This is a genomic window from Methylobacterium sp. B1 (assembly GCF_000333255.1).
Taxonomy (GTDB): Bacteria; Pseudomonadota; Alphaproteobacteria; order Rhizobiales; family Beijerinckiaceae; genus Methylobacterium; species Methylobacterium fujisawaense.
Genome location: NZ_BACT01000443.1, coordinates 1 through 1,146, shown reverse-complemented (window position 1 = coordinate 1,146; position 1,146 = coordinate 1). Strand labels below are relative to the sequence as shown.

1 protein-coding gene and 1 pseudogene are annotated in these 1,146 nt (G+C 69.6%); both read left to right on the top strand.

Annotated features, from left to right (window positions below; all coding sequences use genetic code 11):
• Positions 1-908: DUF4175 family protein (locus I53_RS12990; protein WP_043351341.1), on the top strand; the 908-nt coding region annotated here is incomplete at its 5' end.
• 66 nt (positions 909-974) lie between these two features.
• A pseudogene (locus I53_RS31240) lies at positions 975-1,146 on the top strand (twin transmembrane helix small protein); the annotation flags it as partial.

The window sequence follows — 1,146 nt, the reverse complement described above, 5'->3', positions numbered from 1 at the left end:
ACAATGCTCAGTCGAAGACCGTCACGCCCGAGGATCTCGATAAGATGATCCAGGACATGGCGGAGGCCATGAAGCGCGGCGACACCGCCGAGGCACAGCGCCTGATGGAACAGCTGCGCAACATCCTGGAGAACCTGCAGACGGCCGAACGCGGAAACCGGTCGGATCAGGCGTCCCGCGAGATGCAGAAGCAGATGCGCGATCTCGACGCCATGTCCCGCGAGCAGCAGGGCCTGCGCGACGAGACCTTCAAGGACGGCGAAGAGCCGCGCGGCGGCCAGCGCCAGCAGAATCGCGGGCAGCCGCAGCAAGGCCAGCGCGGACAGCAGGGCCAGAGACAGCCGGGTCAGCAAGGCCAAGGACAGCAGGGCCAGGGGCAGCAGGGCCAAGGGCAGCAGGGCCAGAAGGGCGATGTCGGAGAGCGGCAGCAGGCGCTTCGGCAGCGGCTGGAGGATCTCCAGCAGCGCATGAAGGAGAACGGCATGCGCGGCGAGCAAGGCCTCGCCGATGCCGAGGAAGCCATGCGCGAGGCCGAGAACGCCCTGAAGGACGGCGATTCGAGCGGGGCGGTCGACGCGCAGGGGCGCGCCCTCGACGGCCTGAAGCGCGGCGCCGACGGCATGGCGCAGCAGATGCAGGACATGGCCGAGGGCCAGGGCGAAGGCCAGCAGGACGGCGGTCAGCAGCCGGGGCAGCAGGGCCAGGCCGGGGCACGGGACGACGATCCCCTCGGACGTCCGACGCGCGGCCGCGATATGAGCGACGGACGTGTCCGGGTGCCGACAGCCGATGAATCAGCGGTCCAGCGCGCCCGGCGCATCATGGAAGAGCTGCGGCGCAAGCTCGGCGACCCGACCCGCCCCCGCGAGGAACTCGATTATTTCGAGCGCCTGCTCCGCCGCAACTGAGCGTCCGCACCCTCACGACGCGCCGAGCCGGATCACGGCTCCGGCCCCACCCGGATCCCCACCCGCATGTCGTCGAATACCCTCGTCCTGATCGCCTGCCTTGCCGTCGCCGCCGTCCTGCTCCTGGGCTTGGCCAACATGATGCGGGGGCGGCAGCGCCAGTCTCTCGCAGAGGCTGATGCGCCTGCGCGTGCTCCTGCNATTCGTGGCGATCGTGATCATCATGGGCGTCGTCTGG